The organism is Embleya sp. AB8 (assembly GCF_049739465.1).
Classification (GTDB): domain Bacteria; phylum Actinomycetota; class Actinomycetes; order Streptomycetales; family Streptomycetaceae; genus Embleya.
In genome coordinates this window covers 398732-421452 of the sequence record NZ_JBMHHY010000002.1, presented here as the reverse complement: position 1 = coordinate 421452, position 22721 = coordinate 398732, and the positions used below count along the sequence as shown (strand labels likewise).

Sequence of the window (22721 nt, the reverse complement as noted above, 5' to 3'; positions counted from 1 at the left end):
GATACGGCGGGTGCCGTGCGGCCCCCGGGTGCCGGCGGTTCGGGTGCGGGCGTGCGCGATTCCGCGGTGTCGGACGGGGCCGCGGCGTCGGTGTTGTGGGTGAGCGGTGTCGGTAGGTCGGGGCGTGCCTTGGTCACCCACTCGAGTGACGCGACTACTGGGGTAACGCGATTACTGGGGTGACGCAACTACTTGGGTGACGCGACTACTTGCGTGACGCGACCGACTACTTGGGTGACGCGACTACTTGGGTGACGCGATCTTGCCGAGCAGGTCGACGATGCGCTGTTGTACGTCCTCGCGGGTCGAGCGTTCGGCCAGGAACAGCACCGTCTCGCCGGTCTGCAACCGGTGCAGGTCGTGTTCGACCAGGTCGAGCGTGGTGTAGACGACGATCGGCGTCGAGTGCAGGCGGGTGTTGTTGCGCAGCCAGTCGACCACGCCCATCCGCCGCCGGCGGACCAACATCAGGTCCAGCACCACGAGGTTGGGCTCGACGCTGGACGCCTTGGACACCGCCTCGCTCTCCGAGGCCGCGTGCACCACGTCCATCCCGCGCCGTTCCAGGGACGCGGTGAACGCCGCCGCGATGTCCGGATTGCCCTCCACGAGCAGTACGCGCGAGGCGTGCCCGGCACTGTCCGCCGGCGCCAGGGAGCGCAGCAGTACGGCCGGGTCGGCGCCGAACGCGGCATCGCGGGTGGCCTGCATCAACCCGGCGGTGACCAGTACCGGGATCTGCGCGGCGGTCGCGGCGGTGCGCAGCGACTGGAGCGCGGTACGGGTGATCGGACCGGTCAGCGGATCCACGAACAGCGCGGCCGGCTGGACCGGGACGCTCGCGTCGACCTCCTCGCGCGAGCGCACCAGGAGCGGACTCCACCCGCGTGCGGTCAGCGCACCCGCGGTGGCGGTGTCCGGCTCGGGCCAGACCAGCAGCCGACGTGGTTGCCCGTCGGGCGCGGGGGTGACCATGGTCGGCAGATCGGCGCCGGACATCGGCTCGCCGTACCTCGGTTCGCCGTCACCGGGCGGCTCGGCCGGGTAGCCGGGCCGCCGACCGTGGACCGGAATCGGCTGATCGGGCGCGGCCGGGATGGGCGGCAGCACCTCGGTGGGCATGTCGTCGGCGGCGGGTCGGCCGGGGCGGTCCCGCACGCTGGTGGTTCGTCCCGAGCCATCACGATTCTGCGCCGGGATCGGGGCCGGGGGCGTGGACAGCCGGCGGCGGGCCTGGGCGCCCTGCGGGGTGTGCGTGCCGTTGAGCCGGCCGGTGGGGGGCGGGATCGTGGCTGCGGCTGCCGGTCGTTGGGGCAGGGCGGTCGGGTCGATCGGGGCGGTCGCGTTGCCCGGGTCGGCTGCTTCGGGCGCTTCGAGTGCGGCCTGGTGGGCCACGCCGCGATGCGAACCGGACGGGCCGGCGGCGGCTTCGGCGGCCTCGTGGGTGTCCCGCGAGGGCCGGCCGCGCCGGGAGCGCGGCGGGTATACCGCCTCGAACGCACCGCTGTTGTTGCGCGCGGCCTCCTCGGCCTCATCGTACGCGTCGGTGTCCGGCCGCTCGTGCCGACCGTCGTCCGACGCCGCATTCGCGGGCGCCGGCGGTACGGACGCGCCCGTGCCGGGGGGCAGCGCGAACGGGCCCTGCGGCGCGGCGGCGACCGAACCGGGCGGGGGCGGGGCGGGTACCGGCGGGGTGGACGAACCGGCGGGTTCCAGACGGGCCCGGGGGGGCTGCGCACCACGGCCGCGGACGGCGAGTTCGACGCCGCTGCCGGGGGCGGGCTGCTTGGCGGGGGTCGCCTCGTCGCGGGGCGACCTGCGGGCGACGGCTTGGCCGGGGCGGCGCTTGGGGTCGGCGGAGGTGGAGGCGACGGCGGTCTCGGCATCGGCTTCGGCACCGGTGTCGGTTCCGGCGTCGGCGGGGTCGCCCGGTGCGGCGGTGCCCTCGCCTTCGTGGCCTTCGTCGCCTGCGCCGCTTTCGTCCTGGTCGGTCTTCGCGTTTGCTCCGCCGGCGGCCTTCGCGGCCTTGGGGCTCTTGACCGCCTTGCCTGCCTTGTCCACCTCGGCTTTGCCGTCGGTCTTATCAGACTTGTCCGTCTTATCGGTCTTGTCGGAGGTCGGGTCCGGGCGGCCGGTCTGGCGGGCTCGGCGGCCCTTGGCCGCTCGGTGTTCGCCGGAGCTTTCGACCTGTTCGGCGGCCTCCGCGTCGGCGGGCAGTTCGACCACGTATGTACTGCCTCGGCCGGCCACGGTGTGCGATTCGATCGTGCCGCCGTGCGCCTCGACCACGGCGCGGGCCAGCGGGACCCGGACCGTGCTGCCCCGGCTCTCCGGGCCGCGCACCTCGATCCGGGCGACGCTGCCGCGCTGGGCCGCCGCGACCACGACGGTGGAGCCCTCGGGACCGGCCGCGACGACGTCGGCGAGCAGGTGGCCGAGCGCGCGGGTCATCGCGTCGACGTCGACGCGCACCCCGACCGGGGACGCGTTGACCGCGAACTCCACACCCGCGCCGCGCGCGAGGTAGGTCACCGTCTCCATGGCGCGATCGACGAGATCGTCCACGGTGGTCGGCACCCGCTCGGGCTCGGCGTCCGGCCCGGTCGCGGGGTCGGCGTTGTCCGGTTCGGTACCGGCGGCCTGGTGTGCGAGTACCTCGCCCGCGAGTTCCTCCAGGCTCTCCAGCTCGCCTGCGACCTGACGCACCATCCGCCGGGCGCCGTGGCCGACCTCGCCGGCCGCGCCGTCGGCCACCTTCTTCAGTCGACCGCGCACCGCCGCAAGCCGGCCCAGTATCTCGGCGTCCACCAACTCGGCGAGCTGGGCCCGCCGTTCACCGAGCAGCTTCTCGCGCCCGGTGTCGCTGAAGGTCATCACGGCGCCGACCACGGCACCGCCGAGCAGGATCGGCGCGGTGATCATGTCGACCGTGACGTAGCCCTCGTCGCCGCGCCACAACACCTGGTCGCGCAGCCGCTGCCGGCGGCCGTTGCCCAGGGTGACCAGCGGCGGGCACTCCTCGGCAGGCAGCGGTGTGCCGTCGGCCCGTGCGTGCATGAGCAGTTCGTGCACGCTCTTCCCGCCGAGGTCGCCGGCCCTCAGGCGCAGGATCCGGGCGGCGGCCGGGTTGGCCAACACGATGTGGCCCTCGGTGTCGATGCCGATGATGCCCTCGCTCGCCGCGCGCAGGATCATCTCGGTCTGCCGTTGCTGGCGGGCGAGTTCGGCCTCGACGTCGATCTTGCCGGTGAGGTCGCGGACGACGATCATCAGCAACTCGTCGTCGTAACCGGCGGGCAGGTTCGCGCTGGTCACCTCGACCGGGAAGACGCCGCCGTCGGTGCGATGCGCGGACATCCGGGTCGGCTTGGTCCGGGTGTCGCGCGAGTCGTTGGCACGGACCGAACCCGGGATCCGGCGATGGTCGAACGAGGGCAACAGGTCGAGGAGACCGCGCCCGACCACGGGAGTGCCCGGCGCCTCCAGGACCTCAAGTGCCATGGCGTTCGCGTTGACGACGGTGCCGTTGCGATTCACCAGCAGGAGAGCATCCGGCAGGGCGTCGAGTATGGCGGCGAGGCGAGCAGCGCCTCGGGATGGCCTGCTGCTCACGAAGCGCGTACCTCCTCCGGTCCTCGGACTGCGCGACGGCCATCTTGCCCGTCGCCGCCGGGGCATGTCACGACCGACTATCCCATTGTTTTTGCAGTCACGTTGACGAGCCTAGTAATCTGTTCCTCGTCGGCAAACACCGATGGAGGCTTCGCCTAGTCCGGTCTATGGCGCCGCACTGCTAATGCGGTTTGGGTTCATCCCCATCCCGGGTTCAAATCCCGGAGCCTCCGCTCCCCGAACAGCCCGTCTGGTCCCACCAGACGGGCTGTTTCGCGTCCACGACATGCCGTCTCGGTGATCACCCGACGACCCGGGGTCACGACACAGGGCACGATGTCCGATATAAACCTCTTCTTCGAGCGACCCGCCAAAGCCGCGTCCCACCACCCCACACCCCCGCGCCCCACCCCACTTCCCACCGCGCAAGTCACACCTCGGCACGACCCACGAACACCCGCCGATCCCCCGACTGTCCACAATGTCCGCAAAGCCCATTTCAGCTCACAGCGAACACTCCACCCCCACCCCCGCGCGCGTCGCGCCCCCGACCACCCACTCGACCATCACCCATCCGGCGGCCCAACCCCCACCGAAATGAAGCCCTTTGCTCACCAATTGCCAGGGTATGCACCACCCTCGAACAATGGATTTCACCCCCGGCCGGGGAGCATGTATTGTTGACCTCGGTCAAAGCGACCAAGCGCTCGTAGCTCAACGGATAGAGCATCTGACTACGGATCAGAAGGTTGCAGGTTCGAATCCTGCCGAGCGCACAGCAGGTCAAAGGCCCTCTCCGGGGAATCGGAGAGGGCCTTTGACATACCGGTTGTAGCAGCGGAGTACAGCAACGCCGGCCGGGCTGTCGCCCAACTGCTTGAGTACCGCCGGCGTGTCCGCACTCGACACGGCTGTAGATCGCGATCGCGATCCACGTGCGCTGCATGATCTCCATCACGAAGCACGGGTGCACTCCGAGTCCGACCAGCAGCAACCCAGCACGGTCAGCCGTACGGCACAGTCACGGTAGCGACCCTCGGGCTTCTGTCCAGGAGACCATCGCGTCGGCCGGGGTGGCTTCGCGTCGGTCGCGGTCTCCGTGCACGGACGACGAGCCGTCCACCACAAGCTCACTTCCGCACGTAGCCACCTTCATACTCGCCGTGGCACAAGGCCGCCTCGCTCCTCATGGGCGGGGCGGCCGTTTTTGCCTGCTTCAGGCGCGATTGAGTTCGGCGAGGAGTATCACCCAGGACCCCTGGCCGGCGCGGACTGTGCCGACGCCGGAGTCCTTGCTGTCACGGATTGCCGCTCCATGAAGGAGAGTCGGCGCAACCTCGACACAGTCATTGGTCGGGCCGCTACGCGACGACTTGCGAAACGGTGCGGCCAGGTCGATGTGCTCTGGCTGCGTCGGTAGCCGGCGTACCTGGTCGAGGAAGGTGGACCACGTGCCGATGTGGAACGTGCGACCAGCCGCCGTGGGCTCCGCTTTCGAGTCGCGGACCCCTGCGCCGGCGTCGGTGAGAGCAGCCGCCATTACACACTGGGCGGTGCCTCCGGAGTACGAAGACGTGCGCCACGGGGTCGGAGTTGGCGTGTCGGGAGTCATTGCATGTCTCCTCGCTCGCGTCTTCGCGGCCCCCATGGCCGCCGTGTGCTTCGAGGGCGGTGCGCAAGTCCGGTCTTCTCCGGCGTTGAACTTCGGGAGCTCACGAATCGACGAGGCCGCCTCACCCACCCGGGCGGGGCGGCTTTCGTCGTGCTCAGCGCTGAGCGCTGAGGAAGCTTGCCCACGCTTGTGCTTGGAACGCGATCCCAGGGGCCGTAGGGCACTTCGAGTCGCGCACGCCGGCGCGGCCGGACAGCATGACCGCCGACTCGACACACTCGCTGGTCCCGCCCGAGTACGTCGACTTGCGCCACGGCGTTGCGTTCACATCGAACGACTGCATGTGTCTCTCCTCGCCTCGTACCTACACTTCGGAGACGGCCTCGCGAATCACCGTTGCCGAGTCCTCCGGACTCAGGGCCGATGATCTCAGCTCGTCGTACACCAGTGTGTAGTGGTCGGTCTGGTGCTGCTGTTCGACGTAGAGCGTACTCGTCAGGTTCTCCAGGAACACCACATCGGGATCCGGCGGCAGCGGGTAGCCGAGGATCACGAACGCGCCGGACATGCCCGCGTTGGCGCCTTCGCGCTGCGGGAGTATCTGGACCGTCAGGTTCGGTCGCTCGGCTGCCGCAAGCAGGTGCAGGAGTTGCTTGCGCATCACGTCGGAGCCGCCGACTGGCGTGCGGATGACGGGTTCCCACAGGATCGCCGAGAACCGAACGTCCGGCGTCAGTCGCAGGATGTTCTGACGCTCGGCTCGAACCTTGAGGAAAGTCTCCAGCTTGGACGGCGCAGTGGTCGCAGCGGGCAAGGCGGAGTGCACTGCACGCGTGTAGTCCTCCGTCTGCAAGAGGCCCGGAACCAAACTCTGTTGCCACACGCGGATGTACGTTGCGGCGGCCTCCAAGCCGATGTAGTCGGCGTACGGGGGAGGAATCGCGTCTCCGTAGTCCTGCCACCAGCCGCGCTGGGCACCAGCGCGAGCATGCGCTTCCAGTACCAGGCGCGTATCCGGGTCGAGTACGCCGTAGAGGTCGAGGAGTTCGCGGACGTCGCGCGTTCGTACTCCGCTGCGTCCGGTTTCGATGCGGCTGATCTTCGCCTTGTGGCACTGCAGACGGAGGGCGGCATCCTCCACGCGCAGCCCTGCCTGCACTCGGAGTTCGCGCAGCGATTCGCCCAGCCGGCGCCTCCGCACGGTCGGGGTCTGCTCGGTGACCATCGGATACCTGCCTTCGTGTGCGGATCCCAGGACGTCGTATCACGGACTGTAGCGACAGTGTGATCGGGCGTACCAGGGAACGCAACTATGCATTCAGATGTTCAAGTTGCATTTCCTCACGAGCTGCGTACGCTCGATTAGGTCACCTCCCGTGATGGTTCAAGTCGGGTGAGTGATCATCTTTCGCGCGCTCCAAGGGAGACAGTCATGCGCGACGACCTGCCGACCATCCGTTTCACCACTGCCGATCGCGGACTTCCGATCGTTCGCGACTCCGCGACCGGCCTCATCACCGTCCCTCTGACGATGCGCGACGCACAGGCCGCGCCCGTGGGTCGGCTGAACCTGCTGCTCGACGGCTCCAGCGCCGAGTTGCTGTACGCGGGCCTGTCCCGCGCACTCGACGGCGAAGACCCGAAGGGGTGCGCACCATGACCGAGATCGCCGTCCGCAAGAGCTTCCCGCGTGCCGCCGAATCCGCCGGCCTGGCGCGGGCGACCATGCGTCGGATCTGCGACGAGATCGAACTCACCGGCGAATGGCGCGAGGACGTGATCCTCATGCTCTCCGAGCTGGCCACCGACGCGACGCTGCACTCCACCGTCGACTGGCTGACCGTCGACGTCAGGACCATGTACGCCATGCTCGACACCGGCGACGGCCTCACCCACGTGCTGCTGGTCGGCGTACAGGAGGTCGTACCCCGGGCGACGTGGTCCCCGTACGGATACGTCCAACCCCTCCTACCCGCCCGGCGATTCGTTCGGGGCCAGGGGCTCGGCATCGTCGCCCAGGTCGTGGCCGGTTGGCCCGGCGGCGAGTGCGGATGGCTACCGGGCACCGGCGGCCCGACATCCTGGTTCCTCGCCAGCGGCGTCCACCCCGACCTCGTCACCGGCACCATCGCCATGCACCTCATACCCCTACGCGGCCACCGCGACGAGAACTTGCTCACCGCCGAAATGCTCGACGCACCCGCCGAACCCGCGATCCCCAGCCCCGCCGAGAGCCTGGGCCCAGTGGCGACGCTCGCGACCGAACCGCTGGCCGCCGAAGCGTAGTTACCCTCGGCCGCCTGGCCGGGTGCGCACGCTGTGCCGTCATACACGCCACGCGCCCGGCCGGGCTCTCTCTTTGCCTGGAGCAACCCCATGTCCGATTCGGACGGCCCTCGCATGCCGATCATCGACGTGAGCGTGGCGGCCGACGCGCGTATGTACGACTGGGCCCTCGGTGGCACCGACTCGTACGCCGCCGACCTCGCCGCCCTCGGGCCGCTGCACGACCTCGTCCCCGACCTGCCCCAACTCGCCCAGGAGAACCGGCGCTTCCTGGAGCGCGTCGTGCACTTCCTCGCCGGGCGTTGCGGTGTACGGCAGTTCCTCGATCTGGGGTGCGGCCTGCCCACCCCGGCCGCCCGGGAGGGGCGTCGCTTCCGGCACGTCCACGAGATCGCCCGCGACGTCCATCCCGGTTCCCGAACCGTCTACGTCGACCGGGACCCGCAGGTCTGGGGCCACGCCAGGTTCGTCCTCGACGACGGTGACGGCGTGGGCGTCGTCCTCGCCGACCTGACCGACCTCGACGCCGTGTTCACCGATCCGCAGACCACCCGCCTCCTCGACCTCGAACGCCCCGTGGCCGTGCTCCTGCTCGCGGTCCTGCACTGCGTCCCGGACTCGGCCGACCCCACCACACTGATCCACGCCGTCACCAGGCGTCTGGTCCCGGGCAGCTTCGTCGCCGTAAGCCACCTCGTCGCCGACGACGCAACCCTGCGCCGCCGCTACACCCACCACATGACCACGGCCACCGGCGGCGCATGGGGACGCGTGCGCGAGCGCCGCGAGGTCGACGGCTTCCTCGCCCCGATGGACCTCGTCGAGCCCGGCATGGTCGAGGTCTCCCGATGGCGCCCCGCCGGCTCACCGGCATACCGGCGCACCTCGCACGAAGTGGACATGTACGGCGGCGTCGCCCGGATCTGGTGACGAACACCCCGGATAGTCAAGGAAGTTTCATGAATGACGACACGAAGGACGCGGCGCGGCAGCGTCTGAAGCGGGCCGTACTCGTACGCGCGACGGTCCGATCGACCTACCACCAGAGCCCACCCGGCACCTACGCGCAGCGCGAGGCCCGCCGCCAACTCCAGGCCGCCGACGCCGCCGTCCGTAAGGCCGTGATCGAAGGCCGCACCGACGGACTCTCCAGGGCCGAGATGGCGAACCTCGTCGCCGTGAGCGTGTCCCGGATCGCCGACATCCTCAAGGCGCCCGCCTGGACCTGACCCGGCTCCACCGCCGAGACCGCCGCCGCTCGACAACAGCGCGTTGGCCCACGCCGAACGGCTCGGATTCTCGGACGGGCCGCCGACCCCAAGCGGCGCCGGTTCCGGTCCCGCACGGGCGGGGTCGGCAGGGCCCGCCTGCCGCTGGCCCCCGTGCCGCCCCGATGGCGGGACCGATCCAGCCCCGCGCCAACCACCCACGTTCACATACCCGTTGGAGCCCTCGTGACCGAGAGCAAGGCGGTCACCGAGACCGTCGTCCTGCCCGCCCGGACCATCCACCTCGAACCCGTCGACCACCCCCGGCCGTGGCGCCTGGCCGTCGCCTCCGCCTCCGACAGCGCCCCCACGGCACACCCGCGCGTCGCCCTCCACCTCACCGACACCGATGTCCGCATCTTCGCCGGGACGCTGCTGCACCCGCCGCGTCCGCAGGACCGGCCGCCGGGCCGGGCCCTGCTGATCCGCGACGGATTCGGCCTGCGGCTGCGGGTCTTCGTCGACTCCGTCGACGGCGACGAAGTCGACCGCCCCGAACCGCGCACCGTCGTCCACATCGAGGAACACCACCGGGAGATCCTCCTCAAGGACATCGCTCGGCACCGCCCCGACCTGCTCCCCACCACCACCGCACCCGAACCCCGACTCCGCCTCGACCAGACACCCATCACCGGACTCACCATCGACCAGGTCACCCAACTCCACGACCACCTCACCCGATGGCTCGACGACGCCCGCACCCGCGCCGCCATCGCCGACCGCGCCATCGCCCGCCGCCTCCACATCCCCGACGACAGCCGATGACCGACACCACCACCGACGACAGCCCGATCGCCGCCACCTGAGCCGCCATCGTCCGCCCGGCCGGAACCACCACCCGACGCAACGCCACCTGGGCGTACCCGATCGATGATTCATCCGGGCGAGCGGACATCGGCGGTTCGCCGGTCGGTCGCGCTCGCGGGTTCGTAGGGTGGCGCGTCGTGGCCTATTTGCGACTGCTGCGGCAACGCCGCGTCCTGCTCCTGTGGTTGGCCGAGACCGTGAGCGCCTTCGGGGACCGGTTCTTCACGCTGGCCCTGGCCTGGTTGGCGTGGGAACGCTCGGGCGCGGTGGCCATGGGGTTGGTCGTCATGGTCGAGGGCGTGCCGCACCTGGTGATCGGTGCCTTCGGGCAACGGTTGGTGGCGTGGGCGACGCGGCTGCGGCGCCTGGCGGTGATCGAGGTCGCACAGGTGGGCGTGGTGGCCTCGGTGCCCTGGCTGTGGAACGCGTTCGGCGTCGTGGGGATCATGATCGTGATCGCGTTGGTCGGCACCGCCGACGCGGTGACCGAACCGGCCTTGTCCACGCTGGTCCCGGACCTGGTTGAGGAGGACCGGGTGCAGGCGGTCACGGGTCTGGTGAACCTGACCGGACGGCTGACCTGGATCCTGGGTCCGGCGTCGGCGGGTGCGTTGTTGACGGTCCTGTCCGTTCCGGGGCTCTTCCTGGTGGACGCGGCGACGTTCCTGGTCTCGGCCGCCGCGTTCATGCTGCTCGGTCGCCGCGCCGGGGACGGCCGCAAGGCCGACGTGGGTGCCGCCGAGGCGTCGACGGACGGCGGCGAAGTCGAAGTCCTGTCCGCGCGCCACGTGATGGCGAAACAGCCGATCATGGGCTGGGCAATCGGTCTGGCCACGCTCGGCGAGTTCTGTGCCTGTGCGTTGAACGTGGGCGTGATGGTGTTGTTGACCACGCGCATGGATGCCGGGTTGGGCGGCTACGGGCTCGTGGTGTCGGCGATGGCGGCCGGCGGTCTGCTCGGGAACCTGGTGGCCGGGAACGTGCGCGTCGGTGCGCGCTGGGCCGAGTTGTACTGCGCGGTGTGGATCGGCCGAGGGTTGGCTCTCGCCGCGTTCGCGGTCGCGGGGAGCCTGACTCGGTTGCTCGTGGTGGGCGTGGTCGCGGGCGCATTGTCGCCCGTCGGGTCGATCGTTCTGCAAGCGCGGATCGGGGTGTCGGCGCGCGCGGAGCGCCTGAGGTTGTTCACGGTGCAGTCGACCGCGCTGCACGCGGCGTGCATGGCCGGGATGCTGGTGCTGCCGGCGCTCGTGGAGCGGGCGCCCCGCTCGGCGTTCGTGGTTCTCGGAGCGCTCACGACGAGCGGCGCCCTCGTCACTTGGTGGGCCTCCCGGGTCCTGACCGGACCCTCACCCGTCGCGTTTGCGGGCGGCGATAACGAGGTTGGGCGAGTCGACGGACGTGAACCGTCTCTCGACGACGAAGCCGTGCTGATCGAGCAGGCGAGCCATGCGGCGGCGGGGTGGGCGTGGTAGACGACCGGTAGGCGCTCAACAGGTTGCAGGTTCGAATCCTGCCGAGCGCACCCGGAGTGCGACACCAGTACAGGTCGGATCCCCGAAAGGGCATCCGACCTGTTTTGCGTTCCGTCTTCGAACGCCCATCTCGCGCCCATCTCCGAGGCTCAGCCGAACGGAGCCGCCAGGCGCAGGACTGTGACGACGAGCACTCCGGGGCTGACTTCGTAGCGCAGGACCACGTTGGCCACGGCTACCTCACGTCGGTCTCGATCACCTCGGACCGACGCCGATCCGCAACCATACGGATCGCGGCCGATCGAACCGTCGACCACAGCTCGCACTTCCCGCTGTCGAGCGGCCGACAGCTTGGCCAGTTCGGCTTCCGCCAGGCCCGCGTACTGCACGAGATAGCTCATCAGTCCCCCAGTTCGCGTGGCTTGCCCTCGCTGTCGAAGAAGCCGAACTTCTCGCCGGCGCGGGCGCGTGCAGCGTTCTCCTCGTCCTCGATGTCGGCCTCCGGAGGCAGCGCCCAGCCGAGCAGTGCTCGGGCCTGGATCTGATCGAGCGGCGTCGAGTACATCTCCTCGTCGAACGCCGCGCGCCGTTCTTCGGGCAACGCCGCGCGGATCTTGGCAAGCGTGTTCGGCAATACGATTCGCTCGCCGCGCACAACGGTGGTGTATCCCTCGGCCATGACGCTCCCTGACGACGATTGCGATCGGTACGTGACAGCGTCGCACCGGCGACCGATCGGGCGGTAGCAGCGCACCGGGCGAGCGCGACGGCTCGCGAGGGGGCGCTCGGCCCGCCCTGCTCACGTGCCCGCTGCGACCTTTACCGTCAGGGCCAGGATCGAGTCCAGGGACGGGGCGAAGGCCAGGGCGCGGATTTCGGCCACCAGGGCTCTGGCGTCGCGGCGGGTGCCGCCCAGGCGGTCGCAGGTTTCCAGGTCGAATTGGTAGTCCGTCAGCTCCGGGGTCAGGGGTGCCTCGCAGGCCCATTCGCCGTCGAGGCCGGCCAACCCGTCGAGCACCGCTTCCGGGCGCAGGTGTCCGGTTCGGCACAGTTCGTCGATGCCGCCGGGTGGGCCGCTCGCGCCGGACGCGGCCAGTCGGGCCGCGATGATCGCGTTGCCCGCCGCGACCCCCTCGGCCACCCCAAGGCCGCCGCCCGCGCCCATCGGGATGCCGACGAACTCCCCCGCGATGCCCACCGCGTCCCGGATCCGGGACCGGTCCAGCGTCATCAATCGGGCCGCCGCCAGCGTGGCGCCCAGCACCCCGACCGAGCGCGAGCCCGCCGAACCGGCCAGTCGACAGGCCATCTCGTGCCCGGCGATCACCGCGACCAACACCTCGTCGCCGCGCGCCTTGACCTCCTGGCCGACCGCGAGCGCCGCCGGCAGCACCACGGCCATCGCCGCGCCGGCGCCATCCGGTTCGACACCGGCACCGGACCCGAAACCGGGGCCGGCACCGGCACCGAAACCCGGGCCGGACCCGAAGCCGGAACCAGACCCGGCCCCGGAGCCAAGTCCGCCCCGCGTCGCCCCGATCAGCATGCCGTTCGCCAGCGCGGCGGCGGGCGCCCCGAGTCGACCCGCCGCGTGTCCGATCAGCTCGGCCTCGGGCGGGCCGCCGATCCCGACCGCGACATGCACGGCCGAGTCCACGGTGCCCACGCGCGCCGCGCCGACCCCGCCGGCGATCGCCGTCAGGATCCGCCGATTGGTCGCCCGCCGTACCGTCACCGGGATATGACGCAACGTCAGTTCAGTGGCCCAATCGGCGAATTCGCCCGATACCGGCATGGAACCCCTCCCCGTACCTCGACTGCCCGACGACGTGGCGCGAAAGGACGGCGCAATGTCCCATTGTGACCGCCCTGGTGACGTCGCGTCAGCCCCCAATCACCGGGAGGTGGGGGATCCGAACGAAGAAACAACGAAGAAACAACGCCGCGAATCAGCGCAGCACGCCCGCCGTCCGCGCCGCGGTCAGCCACTGCGGGAACTCGGACAGGATCCGGTCGTACAACTCGACGTCGGAGATCCGGTCGATGTCGTCGACCTGGAAGAACCCGGCGTTGTCCACCAGCCGCCCGGGCATCGTGTCGATCCGCTCCAGGATCCCGTAGTTCGACTGTCCCAGACCGACGAACTGCCAGAAGATCGGCAACCCCGCGGCGTCGATCAACAGCCGCTCGATCTGCTTGCTGCGGTTGATCCCGCCGTCCGAGAAGAACAGCACCAGCACCGGCGCGCCCGGCTCGCGGCGGTAGCGCTCGACAATGTCCTCGATCACCGCCGGTTCGTTGTTGCCGCCGAACACCCCGGACAGCCGATCCGGCACCCGCTGCGCCCCGTTCGGCAGCGGCGGCGACTGCGACCTGCGACCGCCGCCGTCGATGTACACGTTGGCGTCGATCCAGCCCGGCAGTTGCGGGATCCGGACCGGGTCGAGCCGGGCGAACTCGTCGGCGAAGATCCACGCGTCCAACTCGCCGTCGTCGTCCAGGCGGGCCGCGATCGGCGCCATCCGCTCCACCAGGCGACCCACCGCGCCGGTGGCGTACTGCGCGCGCATCGAGCCGGAGCGGTCGAGGACGATCGCCACCCGGGCGACCACGTCGCGCAGGCCCTTCTTCTCCAGGGTGATCCGCACCGCCTCCTTGCGCAGCGAGATCCGTGCGCCCACCTCCGCCGGCAGACCGGCCAGTTGCGGGTCCTCCGCAGGCGCGGGCAGCCGCATCGTCGGCTCGTCGCTGTACGGCGGCGGCGCCCACCCGGGCGTGGCACCCACCGGTGCGACCGGCAACGTCCCGGCGGGGAGCCCGGAACCGACGGACGAAGCGCGCGACGCGGACGAAGCGGCCCCGGCGCCCGGCTCCTGATCCGTCTCCCCCACATCCACGCCGTAGTCCGTCGCGAGCCCGGCCAGCCCGGTGTCGTAACCCTGCCCGATCGCCCGCAACTTCCAGATCCCCTGCCGCCGGTACAGCTCGCCGAGCACCAGCACGGTCTCGCCGCCGGCGCCGGCCCGCACCGCGAAGGTGGCCGCCGTACCGCCCCCGGCGTCCAACATGGCCAGCGCCAACCCGCCGACCGAGGCGAACGTGCCCTCGTGCACCGACGCGGCCAACACCACCCGGTCCACGTCGGCGGGCAGCGCGCCGGGGTCGACCACGACCGCCTCGCCGCCCGCCGCCGCGCCGAGGTGCCGTACCGCGCCGCCCGCCGCGGCGGGCTGGTTGTAGAACACGAAGTCCTCGTCCGAGCGCACCTTGCCGTCCGATCCGAGCAGCAGCGCCGAGACGTCCGCGCTCGGCGCCTCGGCCGCGCGGCGGAGCACCAGGGTCAACGGGCCCGCGGGAACCGGGACATTGGCCCCGGCGATCAGAGTCGTCATGGTCGTCAGTGTGGCCCGAAGCGACGACCTGCCGCACAGATGTACGCGCCGGCCCGGCGCCGGACGTGATCGGCGTCACGAGTGATGGACCGGCACATCGTGAATGATCGCCCCCATCCGGTGGGAACCAAGCGGTTATGGGCAACAACGGTCATCATCCGGGCGCCAATCGCGCGGACCCCGGCGAGTGGAGCGAGGTCGAGCACGAGCGTGCCCGGCTGCTGATCGAGCGCGCGGCCTCGATCGCCCGCCGCCTGGAGTCGCTGTGCGCCGCCGAGGCGGCCGCGACGCAGTGCGGCCCGAGCCGCACCTGACGGTGCCACCCGGGCCGTTCGTAGGGCCCGGCAGGCCCCACGCGACGCCCCGTCCCCTCCACGGCACGTCGTGGTACTGCGGTCGACCGATCGGCCAACTCGCCATCAGAACCCACAAAACGGCCGAAAGCGACCGCATCCCCCGGTATTCGCACAGGAGATACGGCCGCCCCCGACCGTCGACGCGCGATGCATCCGCGCGCGGTACATCCACGCGGCAGCACGCCGCGTCCGCACTGTTCACTCGACCGCCGTGCACCGCGTCGCGGGCACCGCACGGCGTACGCCGAACCATCGGGACCGGCAGGGGTCCCGGGGGAGTTCTAGCGCAGGACCAGCTTCTGGCCCGGCAGGATCAGGTCGGGGTTGGTGCCGACCACGCCCTGGTTCTTCGCGTACAGCGACTGCCAGCCACCGCTCACGTGGCTCGCCGCGGCGATGCCGCTGAGCGTGTCGCCGGACTTGACCACGTAGGTGCCCTCGACCGAGGTGGTCTCCACCGTCGTGGCCGACTCCGACTTGGTCACCGACTCCGACTTGGCCAGCGGCTCCGACTTGGCGACCGGGGCCGACTTCTTCGGCGTCTCGCTCTGCGGCGTGGCGTCGACCTTCTTCGGGGTGCTCTTGGGCGTCGAAGCCTTCTTCGACGGGGTGGTGCTGCCGGCGTCCTCGGACGGGCTGCCGCCGCCGCGGGTCAGGCCGGCCTTCTTCGAGCACACCGGCCAGGCGCCCGGGCCCTGGGTCTTGAGCACGTTCTCGGCGACCCGGATCTGCTCCGCCTTCGAGGCGCCCTGCGGGCTACCGGTGCCGCCGTTGGCGCGCCACGTGCTCTGCGTGAACTGCAGGCCGCCGTAGTAGCCGTTGCCGGTGTTGATGGACCAGTTGCCGCCGCTCTCGCACTCGGCGACCTTGTCCCAAGTGGAAGTCGTGGCAGCGCCGGCCGAGGTCGCGGTCGCGAGCCCGACGAGCGGGGTGGCGGCGACGACGCCGACGATGGTCGCGGTGCGCAGACGACGCTGGGTCCGACCCATGCCGCGGTGCGTGTTGGTGCTGCGACCGAAAGCGTTGCGGAGAGACATACATTCCTCTCGGAATTCCCCTGGGGCGGATGGACCGGCGCGATCCTTGCGGATCACCCCTGCCCGGAACCGAACGGTCACGCCTGAGCGTGATGTCCGATGCCGCTACCCCGCGGCCCTCCCAGACCGCGAGTTCCGCCATGCCTTGCCGGCGGGAACCCAGGAGGTGCGATTTGCACGACGCCAGGACCATAAACAGGTTATCCGGCCGTTATCAACCCGCTCGGGCATTTACGCAGGTCAGGATAGGTATTAGAAATGCCCTGCCGACCCCGCCGAGCCGCCTTCCGGGCCGGATTCGCGTTTACCGGGGTCGAAACCAGGGAACCTTTTGCCCCTTTTGACCCCCAGCTCTACACAATCTGCGATCGCCGCGTGACGCACTGTCGAATTATCACCGGATGCGATCGGATGCTCACCGGAACCACCGGCCCGGCGGCCGCATTTCCACCGATCCTTACGTACCTTTATGTCCGGCTTACACGTGTGGGGTGAGCGGCATCACAATTTCGCCGATGACAGTCGGCATACACACCGGGTATAACCGGCCGAACAACGCTCGGGACACCGGCGCCGGCCTGCGTGTTTTCACTCTTCGAGAGCACTCCGCCACCGGCCGGAAAAGTATGCCGAATGCGATCCCGGCCACCTTGAAACATGTGACCCGCGCCACTTTCACCCGTGCGTGGGGCTATTCGCCGCCCTTTCGGGCGACACCGACCCGGAAGACGGCGTTCCGGAAGCCCGACCACCGGGAAAGCGCGCCGATATCACGATGCGTGGCAGCGGGAAAGCGGATTCCCGAGCGCCGAAAGTCGCGCCCGGCGCATCCCCGGGCGCACCTCCACGCGCACCCCTATATATAGGAGCGCCAAGAGCGCTCTCGGCGCGTCCGACGCGCCGGTCGCGAATCAGTTGCCCGGCCCGCCCTTGGCCCGAGGCAGCAGACCACTTTCGCTCGCGGTGCCCACGCCGTGCGTGCGATCGCTGACATCCGACTTCGCGAACACACGCAGCAGGTGCGTCTTCACCGTCGCCTCGGCGATCACCAGCCGCTTGCCGATATCCGCGTTGGAGAGCCCGTCGGCCACCGCGTCCGGCACCTGCACCTCACGCGTGGTCGGCACCACCGGCGCGGGTCGGCGCATCCTCGCGACCAGCCGCTCCGCGACCCTGGGGGCCGGGACGGTCTGCCCCCGGGCCGCCAACCGCTCGACCGGCTCGACCGCGGCCAGGCCGTCGCCCGCCTCGCCGACGATCTCGACGGTGGGCTCCGAGGCCGGCAGCGCGACCACTCCGGCCCGCATCACCGAGTGGTCGTCCACCACGATCACGCGCAGCGGGTCCGGGTCCTGTCCGCCGCCGCACCCCGGCGCTGATTGGCCTCGGCCAACCGCCGCTGGGCGCTCTCCGGTTCGCCGTCCAGGGCGCGTACCCGCCGATCGCTCTGCCGGGTCACCCCGGGATCGCCTTTCCCGGCCACGGCCATCGGGCCCAGGCCCAGCAGCAGCCAGAACAGGATGTACCACGGTGCGGCGTCCGGGCCCGGAACGAATCGGTGGGCTGCGGCCGTTCGGGCATACCGATCAGCCTACTTTTTCGGCCGCACGGTCGGGGTCGGGCCGCGAAGCCGTACGCCGCCGGGATGCGGCCCGAACCCGGATCAGCCGCGCAGGGTGGTGATGAATTCCTCGGCCAGATCCAGGAACTCGGCCGGCGAGGAGGTGGTCAGCTGGGCGTCGACGAAGACCTCGTCCGCCCCCGCCGCCTCGGTGGAGCGCAGGTAGTCGCAGATCTGGCCGACCGTGCCGCGCTGGTGCGCATGCGCCGGATCGGTGCGGGACGCGGTGACGGTCGGGTTCACCCGGACCACCAGGCGCAGTTGCCCCGGGTCCCGCCCCGCCTCCTGCGCCGCCTTGGTGGCCAGACCCCACAGGCCGGTCAGGTACGGCAGCGGCATCGCCCCCGCCAACCAGCCGTCGGCGCGCCGCCCGACCCGCTCCAGGGCCGCCGGGCTGAAGCCGCCCAGGAGCAGCGGCGGGCGCGGACGCTGGACCGGCTTGCGGCCGATCCGGGACGGCGGAATCGTCCAGTACCGTCCCTGATGCGCCACCGGATCCGAACCCCAGACCGCCTCCAGCACGTCGAGCGTCTCCTCCAGACGCCCGCCGCGGTCCTCCCACGGCACGCCGACCGCGGTGTACTCGTCGCGCAACCAGCCGAGGCCGATGCCCACATCCAGGCGCCCGTGGCTGAGCAGGTCCAGGGTGGTCAGCGTGCGGGCGAGCAGTACGGGTGGCTGCCACAGCGCATTGAGGGTGCTGCTGCCGAGCCGCACCCGTTCGGTGGCGGTCGCGGCCAGGGTCAGGGTGAGCAGCGGGTCCAGGTGGGTGACGAACTGCTCGGGCATCACCCCGTCCCGGCCCGGATAGGGGTCGCTGGGCCGGATCGGGCCGAGGATGCGGTCCCCGACCCACAGACTGTCGTAGCCCAGGTCCTCGAGCGCACGACTGATGTCGAGCACGAGATCCGGATCGGCGAACGCGCCGAACTGGGGGACTGCGAAACCGATGCGCACGAAACGTTCCTTGCTCTTTCCGGACAGGTGTCGCGGCCTCGAAGTGACGCAGCCGCCGGACCACCGAGTCTGCACACCGCGCCGGCAGCACACTTGCAATCTGCTTGCAGGTCTCATGAGCACCGTATCGGCACCTCACGGGCACCTCGGCGGGAGCCCACCGGCACCTCGGCGGGAGCCGAGGGCGCGGCGCTAGGCTGCCTCGATCATGGTGAAGATCGGCGTACTGGGCCCACTCACCGTCGAGGTCGAGGCACGGCAGGCGGAGGTCGGCGGCCCGCTGGCCCGCCGGTTGCTCGCCCTGCTGTTGCTCGCGCGGGGCGACGTGGTGCCCGCCGAGCGGCTCGTCGACCGGCTGTGGCAGGGCGACCCGCCGCCCCGGGCCACCGCTTCCCTCCAGACCTACATCGCCCGGCTGCGTCGTGTGCTGGAACCCGACCGCCCCCCGCGTACTCCCGCACGTCTGCTGGTCAGCGCGCCGCCGGGCTACGCGCTGCGCCTCGCGGCCGGGGAGCATACCGTCGACGCCTGGCAGTTCGAGCGCGAGGTGGAGTACCTACGGGAACTCCTGCCCACCGCCCCCGCCGAGGCCGCCCGGCGACTCGAGTCGGCACTGCGGCACTGGTCGGGCGCCGCGTACGCCGAGTTCACCGACGAGTCGTGGGCCGCCGACGAGAGCGCCCGGCTCGGCGAACTGCGGCACACCGCTCGGGAGATGCTGGCCTCCGCTCGACTGCTCGGCGGCGATCCGGGCGCGGCGGCCCTGGACGCCGAGGCGCTCACCCGCGAGCAGCCGCTGCGCGAGGAGGGCTGGCGGCTGTTGGCCCTGGCGCTGTGGGGCGGCGGCCGGCCGGGCGAGGCGCTGGCCGCGCTGCGCCGGGCCCGATCCGTGCTGAACGAGGAACTGGGTATCGATCCGGGGCCTCGGCTCGCCGAGTTGGAGCAGGCGGTGCTGCGGCAGCGGCACGAGGTCCTGCACCGGGAGTTGCCGGCGGCGCCCGCCGGCCCGCCCGCGCCCGCCGACCTGCGCACGCCCACCGGCCCGTCCGCACCCACCGGCCCGTCCGCACTCGCGCGGACCGCGCCGGCGGCCGGGCCGCTGCCGGGTCGGCCGGCCGAGCCGATGACGCTGACGCTGACCGCGGGCCCGTTGCTCGGTCGGCAGGCCGAGGTGGTGGCGCTGACCGACACCGTGGCCCGGGCACGCGCCGGCCACTCGCGCGTACTGCTCCTGTCCGGCGAAGCGGGCATCGGCAAGTCCAGTGTGCTGGACCTGCTGGAGCGCCAACTGCCGGAGCAGGGCTGGTTGGTGGCCACCGGACACTGCCCGGAGACGGATGGTGTCCCGCCGGGCTGGGCCTGGCTCGACCTGGTGCACACGTTGTCCGCCGCGGCGCCGCCCGGGCCGTACGCCGCCGACCTCGCGCCGCTGCTGACCGCGGGCGCCGAACCGTCGACCGGCGCCGAGGACTCCGGGTCCGACCACACCGGTCGGTTCCGGCTGCACCGCGCGCTGCCCGCCTGGCTGGCGACCATCGCCGCCGGACGGCCGCTCGCCCTGCTCCTGGACGACCTGCATCGGGCGGACCAGGAGACCGTCGAACTCTTCGTACTGTGCGCCGAGCGGCTGCGGCGCGCACCCGTGCTGCTGGTCGCCGCCTACCGCCCCGACGAGGGCGACCTGACCGGCGCGCTGGCCCGCCTCGCCCGGCTGGACCCGGCCCGGCTGGCCCTGCGTGGCCTGGCCGCGGAACATGCCGAGCGGCTGTTGGCCGAGGCCTGCCCGATGCCGATCGGCGAGCACACCGCAGCCGCGCTGATCGAACGCACCGAGGGCAACCCCTTCTATCTGCGCGAGATCTCCCGCCTGGTGGCCGAGGAGGGCGAGGCGGCCGCGCTGGCCCAGGTCCCGCAGGGCGTGGTGGACGTGGTCCGGCGCCGGCTGGCCCGGCTGAACCCGGCCCACGCGGCGGTACTGCGCCTGATGGCGGTATCCGGCCGGCAGACCCCGGTGGATGTCCTGGTCGCCGCCGCCGACACCGACGAGGACGGCGTACTGGACGCGCTGGACGCGGGGCTCGCGGCCGGCCTGCTCGGCGAACCCCGCCCGGGCCTGGTCCGGTTCAGCCACGCGCTGATCCGCGACGCGCTCGAAGCGGACCTGACCCGGCTGCGCCGCGCCCGGATGCACTCCCGGCTCGGTCACAGCCTGGTGGCCGGCGGCGCCGGCGATGTCGCCGCGATCGCCCACCACTTCCTGGAGGCGTGCGCGGTCTCCGCGACCGACGCGGTGTCCGCCGTGGCCTACGCGCGTCGCGCGGCCGAACAGGCCATCCGGCGACATGCCCCGGAGGTGGGGGAGCGCCTGCTGATCGAGGCCCTGGACTGCCTGGAGCGGCATCGCGGCGCGTTCACCGGAACGGACCCGGTCGGCCTGGAGGTGTCACTGCTCGGCCGACTGGTGCACTGCCGGATTCGGCTCGGCGCGACCGGCGCCGCCCAGCGGGCCCGCCACCGGGCGGTCGAGCTGACCCGGGCCTACGCTCGCGACGACCTGATGATCGAGGCGTACACCTCGTGGACCGAGCCGACCCCCTGGATCACCCGGCCGTACGGCAGCACCGACACGGTGGCCGAGGCCGATCTGACCCGGCTGCTCGCGCTCCCGTCCCTGGCCCCGCGTACCCGGTGTCTGCTCCTGGACCAGCTCGCCGGCGCCCTGGACACCGCCGACGGCCGCGCCGAACACACCGCCCGCCGGGCGTTGGCCCGGGCCCGCGAGGTGGGCGAGCCGCAACTGCTCGCGCTCACCCTCGCCTCGCTGGCCCGGCTGACCGTCTTCGAGCAGGCGCACGACGAACGGATGGAGCTCAGCCGCGAGTTGGCTGCACTCGCCGAGGAACACGACTGGCCCGAGCACGCGTGGATGGCCGCCCACACCGCCGCGACCGCGGCCGCCACCCGCAACGACGTGCCCGCGCTGCACGAGCACTGCGCCCGGGCGGAGGAGCTCGCACAGACCTACGAGCTCGGCGGCGCGAGTACGATCGGCCGCTTCCGACACGCGATGACCGCGATGGCCGAGGGCCGCTTCCCGGCCGCCGAACAGGCACTCGCCGAGGCCGTCGAGGCGCTACGCGGCCAGGGCACCCTGCAGGCCGAGGACAACGGCGTCGCCCTCACCCTGTGCCTGCGGCTGCAACAGGGCCGACTCGCCGAGGCGTTGCCGCAGATGTCGGCCCTGTGGGAGCGCTACCGGCCCACGGCGGCCGACCTGCTGACCCTGACCCTGCTCGCCGCCGGCCGAACCGCCCGAGCCCGCGAGGTGTTCGCCGAACGCGCCCCGATCCGCCGGGACTTCATGTTCTCCCACTTCACCGCCCTGCGCGCGATGGCGGCCGTCGCCCTGGCCGACCACGAGGCCGCCGCCGAAACGTACCGGCAACTCCTCCCGCTCCGCGACGTCGTGGCCGGCGCCATCACCCTCTCGGTCCCGCTGCGCCCAGTGGCCCAGTCCCTCGGCGAACTGGCCCTCCTGCTGAACCGCCCGGAGGAGGCCGAGGAGCACTTCGCCCACGCCGAACACATCGCCCGAAAGTGGAACTCCCCCCACTGGACCCAGGCCGCCCAAGCCGCCCGAACCAAGGCACAGCACCAACCGAAGCCACCCCACCTCTGAGCCCGCGCCGCCCCGCCCGCCCAAGCCCGACAAAGCCGGACGGCGGCCCCCGAACCACTCCGGGAACCGCCGCCCACCTGCGTACTCGTACCGCACAACCGCTCCCTGCGGAGGACGTGGGATTCGAACCCACGAACAGAGTCACCCCTGTTAGCAGTTTTCAAGTCTCAGCCCCCGTGTGACGCACGGTACGGCGCGGCCCCAACGGTGCCGCGCCGTACGCCTTTTCCCTGGTCAGAGGACGTGCGTATGACGTCCGGTACGTAGCTCCGGGACCCGGTTCGCAAGCATCCGGGCACACCTCGGGCACACCCGGAGTAGGGTGCCGGCTGGAAACGGGCTTCGCACCGATGGACTCAAGCGATACGAGGCGTCGGGTGGCGCTGGGTAATCACACGCCCATCGCGAAAACTGGCCGGCAGCGAGTTGGACGAGCGACATCGTCGCGAGATCATGACCGCAGCTAAGGTCGTGATGGTCGACCACGGGGTCCATTGAACCTTGGCCGTCAGTGCTGCCGGCGACGCGGATGCTGCGGGCATGACCGCGCATGCCGCATTTGCACTAAAAGAAGAGAAAAAGAGCTAATGACCGATTCAATGAAACTGGTCGCAACCGCACT

At 71.2% G+C, this 22721-nt stretch carries 20 protein-coding genes and 2 tRNA genes; 10 read left to right on the top strand and 12 right to left on the bottom strand.

The features are described from left to right. Positions 1-243: 243 nt before the first annotated feature. Complete coding sequence (locus ABIA38_RS04900) at positions 244-3612, bottom strand: PAS domain-containing protein (RefSeq protein WP_424637132.1); 3369 nt, start codon at positions 3610-3612, stop codon at positions 244-246. Positions 3613-3756: 144 nt separating this feature from the next. Here ABIA38_RS04900 and ABIA38_RS04895 point away from each other — a divergent pair. Both ABIA38_RS04895 and ABIA38_RS04890 read left to right on the top strand, forming a co-directional pair. After that, positions 3757-3845 (top strand) — tRNA-Ser (locus tag ABIA38_RS04895). A 470-nt stretch (positions 3846-4315) separates the two neighbouring features. After that, a tRNA-Arg gene (locus ABIA38_RS04890) sits at positions 4316-4388 on the top strand. Positions 4389-4828: 440 nt separating this feature from the next. On the opposite strand, the gene ABIA38_RS04885 is transcribed toward ABIA38_RS04890, so the two are convergent. From ABIA38_RS04885 to ABIA38_RS04875, 3 genes are all read right to left on the bottom strand, one after another. Continuing rightward, on the bottom strand, positions 4829-5224 hold the full coding sequence (locus ABIA38_RS04885; RefSeq protein ID WP_424637131.1) for a DUF397 domain-containing protein: 396 nt from the start codon (positions 5222-5224) through the stop codon (positions 4829-4831). A 154-nt stretch (positions 5225-5378) separates the two neighbouring features. Beyond that, positions 5379-5567: a DUF397 domain-containing protein gene (locus tag ABIA38_RS04880; RefSeq protein ID WP_424637130.1), complete on the bottom strand. Its 189-nt coding sequence runs from the start codon at positions 5565-5567 to the stop codon at positions 5379-5381. 21 nt (positions 5568-5588) lie between these two features. Continuing rightward, positions 5589-6449: a helix-turn-helix domain-containing protein gene (locus ABIA38_RS04875; protein ID WP_424637129.1), complete on the bottom strand. Its 861-nt coding sequence runs from the start codon at positions 6447-6449 to the stop codon at positions 5589-5591. Positions 6450-6656: 207 nt separating this feature from the next. On the opposite strand from ABIA38_RS04875, the gene ABIA38_RS04870 reads away from it, so the two are divergent. The 6 genes from ABIA38_RS04870 (at position 6657) to ABIA38_RS04845 (ending at position 11057) form a co-directional block, all read left to right on the top strand. Continuing rightward, entirely contained in the window at positions 6657-6884 is a 228-nt protein-coding gene (locus ABIA38_RS04870) for a hypothetical protein (protein ID WP_424637128.1), read from the top strand. After that, positions 6881-7510, top strand: coding sequence for a hypothetical protein (locus ABIA38_RS04865; protein WP_424637127.1), 630 nt, complete (start codon positions 6881-6883; stop codon positions 7508-7510). The genes ABIA38_RS04870 and ABIA38_RS04865 overlap by 4 nt, the downstream gene beginning before the upstream one ends. 90 nt (positions 7511-7600) lie before the next feature. Further along, positions 7601-8440: an SAM-dependent methyltransferase gene (locus ABIA38_RS04860; protein WP_424637126.1), complete on the top strand. Its 840-nt coding sequence runs from the start codon at positions 7601-7603 to the stop codon at positions 8438-8440. A gap of 29 nt (positions 8441-8469) precedes the next feature. Further along, the gene (locus tag ABIA38_RS04855) at positions 8470-8739 is read left to right on the top strand and encodes a hypothetical protein (protein WP_424637125.1); all 270 of its coding nucleotides are present in this window, start codon (positions 8470-8472) and stop codon (positions 8737-8739) included. 225 nt (positions 8740-8964) lie between these two features. After that, positions 8965-9543: a hypothetical protein gene (locus tag ABIA38_RS04850; protein ID WP_424637124.1), complete on the top strand. Its 579-nt coding sequence runs from the start codon at positions 8965-8967 to the stop codon at positions 9541-9543. A 179-nt stretch (positions 9544-9722) separates the two neighbouring features. Then, positions 9723-11057 carry an MFS transporter gene (locus ABIA38_RS04845; protein WP_424637123.1) on the top strand — a complete coding sequence of 445 codons (1335 nt, stop codon included), beginning with the start codon at positions 9723-9725 and terminating at the stop codon, positions 11055-11057. A gap of 149 nt (positions 11058-11206) precedes the next feature. Here the strand turns inward: ABIA38_RS04845 and ABIA38_RS04840 are convergent, their stop codons facing one another. The 4 genes from ABIA38_RS04840 to ABIA38_RS04825 all read right to left on the bottom strand — a co-directional run bounded on the left by ABIA38_RS04840 (position 11207) and on the right by ABIA38_RS04825 (position 14449). Continuing rightward, the gene (locus tag ABIA38_RS04840) at positions 11207-11458 is read right to left on the bottom strand and encodes a hypothetical protein (RefSeq protein ID WP_424637122.1); all 252 of its coding nucleotides are present in this window, start codon (positions 11456-11458) and stop codon (positions 11207-11209) included. Further along, complete coding sequence (locus ABIA38_RS04835; protein WP_424637121.1) at positions 11458-11736, bottom strand: hypothetical protein; 279 nt, start codon at positions 11734-11736, stop codon at positions 11458-11460. The genes ABIA38_RS04840 and ABIA38_RS04835 overlap by 1 nt, the downstream gene beginning before the upstream one ends. Positions 11737-11856: 120 nt before the next feature. Continuing rightward, positions 11857-12852, bottom strand: a complete 996-nt coding sequence (locus tag ABIA38_RS04830) for an MmgE/PrpD family protein (RefSeq protein WP_424637120.1) — start codon at positions 12850-12852, stop codon at positions 11857-11859. 154 nt (positions 12853-13006) lie between these two features. Further along, complete coding sequence (locus tag ABIA38_RS04825) at positions 13007-14449, bottom strand: VWA domain-containing protein (RefSeq protein ID WP_424637119.1); 1443 nt, start codon at positions 14447-14449, stop codon at positions 13007-13009. Between the two features lie 137 nt (positions 14450-14586). On the opposite strand from ABIA38_RS04825, the gene ABIA38_RS04820 reads away from it, so the two are divergent. Further along, positions 14587-14763, top strand: coding sequence for a hypothetical protein (locus ABIA38_RS04820; RefSeq protein ID WP_424637118.1), 177 nt, complete (start codon positions 14587-14589; stop codon positions 14761-14763). 323 nt (positions 14764-15086) lie between these two features. Here ABIA38_RS04820 and ABIA38_RS04815 read toward each other — a convergent pair whose 3' ends face one another. The 4 genes from ABIA38_RS04815 to ABIA38_RS04800 all read right to left on the bottom strand — a co-directional run bounded on the left by ABIA38_RS04815 (position 15087) and on the right by ABIA38_RS04800 (position 18420). After that, the gene (locus ABIA38_RS04815) at positions 15087-15794 is read right to left on the bottom strand and encodes a transglycosylase family protein (protein ID WP_424637117.1); all 708 of its coding nucleotides are present in this window, start codon (positions 15792-15794) and stop codon (positions 15087-15089) included. Positions 15795-16753: 959 nt separating this feature from the next. Beyond that, positions 16754-17149: a response regulator transcription factor gene (locus ABIA38_RS04810; protein WP_424637187.1), complete on the bottom strand. Its 396-nt coding sequence runs from the start codon at positions 17147-17149 to the stop codon at positions 16754-16756. 23 nt (positions 17150-17172) lie between these two features. Further along, complete coding sequence (locus ABIA38_RS04805) at positions 17173-17301, bottom strand: hypothetical protein (protein ID WP_424637116.1); 129 nt, start codon at positions 17299-17301, stop codon at positions 17173-17175. 204 nt (positions 17302-17505) lie between these two features. Continuing rightward, positions 17506-18420 (bottom strand): TIGR03619 family F420-dependent LLM class oxidoreductase, encoded by a 915-nt coding sequence (locus ABIA38_RS04800; protein WP_424637115.1) that lies wholly within the window; start codon positions 18418-18420, stop codon positions 17506-17508. A gap of 208 nt (positions 18421-18628) precedes the next feature. Between ABIA38_RS04800 and ABIA38_RS04795 the strand changes: the two genes are divergently transcribed. Continuing rightward, positions 18629-22099 carry a BTAD domain-containing putative transcriptional regulator gene (locus ABIA38_RS04795; protein WP_424637114.1) on the top strand — a complete coding sequence of 1157 codons (3471 nt, stop codon included), beginning with the start codon at positions 18629-18631 and terminating at the stop codon, positions 22097-22099. Positions 22100-22721: the final 622 nt, after the last annotated feature.

Excerpts from the sequence above, each read along its gene's own strand:
- ABIA38_RS04830 (WP_424637120.1), bottom strand. The coding sequence starts at position 12,852 with ATGCCGGTATCGGGCGAATTCGCCGATTGGGCCACTGAACTGACGTTG.
- ABIA38_RS04865 (WP_424637127.1), top strand. The coding sequence starts at position 6,881 with ATGACCGAGATCGCCGTCCGCAAGAGCTTCCCGCGTGCCGCCGAATCC.
- ABIA38_RS04795 (WP_424637114.1), top strand. The coding sequence starts at position 18,629 with ATGGTGAAGATCGGCGTACTGGGCCCACTCACCGTCGAGGTCGAGGCA.
- ABIA38_RS04835 (WP_424637121.1), bottom strand. The coding sequence starts at position 11,736 with ATGGCCGAGGGATACACCACCGTTGTGCGCGGCGAGCGAATCGTATTG.
- ABIA38_RS04875 (WP_424637129.1), bottom strand. The coding sequence starts at position 6,449 with ATGGTCACCGAGCAGACCCCGACCGTGCGGAGGCGCCGGCTGGGCGAA.
- ABIA38_RS04860 (WP_424637126.1), top strand. The coding sequence starts at position 7,601 with ATGTCCGATTCGGACGGCCCTCGCATGCCGATCATCGACGTGAGCGTG.
- ABIA38_RS04880 (WP_424637130.1), bottom strand. The coding sequence starts at position 5,567 with ATGCAGTCGTTCGATGTGAACGCAACGCCGTGGCGCAAGTCGACGTAC.
- ABIA38_RS04885 (WP_424637131.1), bottom strand. The coding sequence starts at position 5,224 with ATGACTCCCGACACGCCAACTCCGACCCCGTGGCGCACGTCTTCGTAC.
- ABIA38_RS04815 (WP_424637117.1), bottom strand. The coding sequence starts at position 15,794 with ATGGGTCGGACCCAGCGTCGTCTGCGCACCGCGACCATCGTCGGCGTC.
- ABIA38_RS04825 (WP_424637119.1), bottom strand. The coding sequence starts at position 14,449 with ATGACGACTCTGATCGCCGGGGCCAATGTCCCGGTTCCCGCGGGCCCG.
- ABIA38_RS04820 (WP_424637118.1), top strand. The coding sequence starts at position 14,587 with ATGGGCAACAACGGTCATCATCCGGGCGCCAATCGCGCGGACCCCGGC.
- ABIA38_RS04855 (WP_424637125.1), top strand. The coding sequence starts at position 8,470 with ATGAATGACGACACGAAGGACGCGGCGCGGCAGCGTCTGAAGCGGGCC.
- ABIA38_RS04870 (WP_424637128.1), top strand. The coding sequence starts at position 6,657 with ATGCGCGACGACCTGCCGACCATCCGTTTCACCACTGCCGATCGCGGA.
- ABIA38_RS04840 (WP_424637122.1), bottom strand. The coding sequence starts at position 11,458 with ATGAGCTATCTCGTGCAGTACGCGGGCCTGGCGGAAGCCGAACTGGCC.
- ABIA38_RS04810 (WP_424637187.1), bottom strand. The coding sequence starts at position 17,149 with ATGCGGGCCGGAGTGGTCGCGCTGCCGGCCTCGGAGCCCACCGTCGAG.